Genomic DNA, 3234 nt, shown 5'->3' with positions numbered 1-3234 from the left:
CGGAATAGACCATTCGCCAAGAAGGAATCGAAGGCCCCTCCATCCGTTCCGGAGTTCCAAGCTCCAACACCATAATTGTAATTCCCCATCCAGTTGATCGCATTCGTATCCGCAGTAAAGCCTAAACAATTCAGAGGATGAAAAGGAATTGTAGTACAGTTTATCGGAGTGGTCACGAGAAGCGGTAAACCTAAAGCTGAAGTATAATTGGTAGAAGTAACGTTAGCGTTATTCAGAGTATTCCAATCCGTATAGAAAGCGTTATCCACCGACAATCTAACATCCGGAGCAGTTAAAGTTCCCGGAACGGATACTTGTGTGGTCTTCTTATTTGCAGTTTGGAGCTGAGTGTCCACGGTAATCGGAACGGCTCCGTCTTCATCCGGATTCCCTACCGTCAAGATGGTGTAAGGAGTGGAATCTCCCGCGATATAAAGAGTATCTCCAATATCAACACTTCCATAAACTCCGGAGAGTCTCAGACTAGTAGCTCCTTTATCATTCGGACCGGCTAGATAAGCTCTCAACTTAGGAACATCTTGGAAATTCAAAGGCCAGATCGTTCTGCGATATGCGCTGTTTAAAGCAGGACGGAAATACAAGCGGATGAGTGCAGTAGAAGGATCTACTATATCACTTGCAGTCGGTAATTGAACACAAACTCGGAAGGTTTGGTTGACGTAATCTATATCCGGACTCGTAGCAGCAGTTCCGCTGCAAGTCTTAGGTTTTTTAGGATCCGTATTATTCAGATCTTTTCCAATATGGAACCAATCCGTACGGTTTCCGTTATACCCTAAGCTGATCTCAAAATCCATGATCTGACTTAGCCCGAATAAGGTGGAAACTGTCTTACGAGAATAAGAGAAATCCTGGAAGTAAGAATACGCTCCCGCGTTGACCGGAACTCCAAAATTCGGATTCAGGTATTGGGTCTTATTTAACTTAATATCTAGATTAACTTTCTCTCCAAATCCTGCAGTTCCGAGAAAAGTTGAGTTCACATTCGGGTTATAAGGCTGTTCTCCCAAAGAAGGTAGATCCCAAGCGGTATTGATCGGAGTGATAACCGCTGTCTCTAAAGGACTCGTTCCGAAATCTTCCTGAGACTTGATATAATCGCTCGCGGAAATATAAACGATATCGAAATAATCTCCCGCCCAAATCTTAGAATCCACACCTTGGAGTACACTCGCCTTTCTAGGATTTGTTGGGTCAAAATAGACCTTACTATTGTTGTACAATAGATATTCGGTCATGTTATAGTATTTTCCTTTAGAGAAAATCGCCCAGACTCCCGAAGCTTTCTTTTGGTCATCGGTAAGTTGGCTAAAAGGAGTTTGAACATAAGCAGTTCTTTGTACTCCATCAGATCCCACCGAAGTTACTTCCGTGAAAGGAACCGTATTCGCAATTCCTCCGATGGATTTGATTCCTTTAACATAAATTCTGGAATCACCCAAAGTCGGGGCAATATCGGAAAGATCCACTACATAGTCCTGGTATTGGATCTCTATCCCTGAACATGCGATCCGATTCAGAGCCTCTCTTAGAGTAATTCCCGGTTTGAAACCTGTAGCATTCTTTGCATTACAACCGGTATCTCCGGTTATTTCAAATGCGGCAACTCTGTAAGATTCGCGGATATTCGGCCCATAAATTTTGATGAGAGAGGTTCTTCCCTTCGCATTCTCTTCGATAATTTTTAAATTATCTCCGGTAAAGTTGAGAAGAGTAGAACGATAATTCGAATCCGCAACGTGAGTCATTTGATAATCCACGATGAAGATCTTAGGAACATAACCTGCAGTGATCGCTTTTTCGATCTCGGCAGTATTCAAACCGTTTAACTCCACCACATACGGTCCGAATTCAGAACCTCCATATACGGATACTTCGAAATCGCTGTAGTCTTGGTTTTTAAGATAGAAACTGTTTACAGGAACCAAATCCCCTTCCGCAGTTTCAAACATCAAAGAGCAAAGAATATGGGATAATTTCACCGGCATATTGACGGAGCGATTTTTGATATATAATGCCGCTCTAATATACCCGCCTTTAGGATTGATTTCGTATCCGGAAGTGCTCTTGGACGCTTTTTCCGTTCTATATTTTCTTGCGTTTTGGCTGGAGACTTCGGACTTTAATGATCGAGCGTCTTTATCTATATTATTCTTAAAAGGTTTGTCCGCCCATTTGGTAACCGTCTTGGATGTGGAATTGCTAAAACCCCAGCTATTGGAGGAATTAGTTCCATAATTGAGTCCTGCAGCACCTGCAGGAACCCCATAATTCACTCCGGAGCTATTGCCTAAATTCAAACTATTGGAAGAGGAGTATGTATCCCCAAATTGAACTGTTCTTAGATTAACTTCGTTTTGGTGGATTTTTTCAGAACCGTCGTTTTTAGTTTCTTCGGTATCCGCATATTTAATTTCACTTGTGATTTGGTCCGTAGAACCTGTGTCCGTTTTCAAGACTTCGATCTGCATTGTGACAGGAGGATTGATGACGGTGTCTATATCAGGATAATCCGCCACCCAGACATTCGTGCTGGATTCGTAAGTGTTCAGGATCCCGTCTCCGTCAAAATCGTTTACGATAGTGGTCCCTGTAGGATCGATGGTCCCACCGACTGCTTGGACACTTACCTTTGTTCCGGGAGGAAGACTGAAGATATCATGCACCGGTGTAACAGGTTGGCCAGGAACACCTTCATTTACAGAAACGAAAGGAACTTTCTGAGCGACTAACCAAGTTGCTTTGGAGAGATCCACATCTCCTCCACCGAATCCAAAATCGCTCAAACAAGTGGCTACAAACGGGAGTAAAATGGCACTCACCAAAAACCGTTTACCGAATTCAAAACCCCTTTTCATTCCAACAATTCCCCCGAAATTCACTTCACCTAAATTGATTATGACAATATACGTTTCTGAGCGGACAAAACTATAAAGCTTTCACTCTCAAATCCGCAAAAAAGACATGATTTTGCAAAATTTTTTATAGAATGTTTGAAAAACATGTCCTGAACGGACGTTCCTTTAAAAAAGGGGAACTTGTCAATTTTTTCAGCCGGCACACAATAAAAATTTGTCAAGGATCCGTAAAAGACAGCCCTTAAGGAAGGGACCCGTTAAGCGAATTCCTTTTTTAGGGGAACGTTAAGAGGTCTAAGGAGTTCTTCTCTTACCCCCAATGGGATATGGCAGCTAACGATATTTGGAATACGAA

Annotated in this window: 1 protein-coding gene; it reads right to left on the bottom strand. The window is 42.4% G+C overall.

Features of this window, described 5'->3' with window-relative positions; all coding sequences use genetic code 11:
• On the bottom strand, positions 1-2879 hold a 2879-nt coding region (locus EHR06_RS07740), incomplete at its 3' end, for an LIC12048 family lipoprotein (RefSeq protein ID WP_135756470.1).
• Positions 2880-3234 lie beyond the last annotated feature (355 nt).

Source organism: Leptospira dzoumogneensis, from assembly GCF_004770895.1.
Classification (GTDB): domain Bacteria; phylum Spirochaetota; class Leptospiria; order Leptospirales; family Leptospiraceae; genus Leptospira_B; species Leptospira_B dzoumogneensis.
This window is presented reverse-complemented; position numbering and strand designations above follow the sequence as displayed.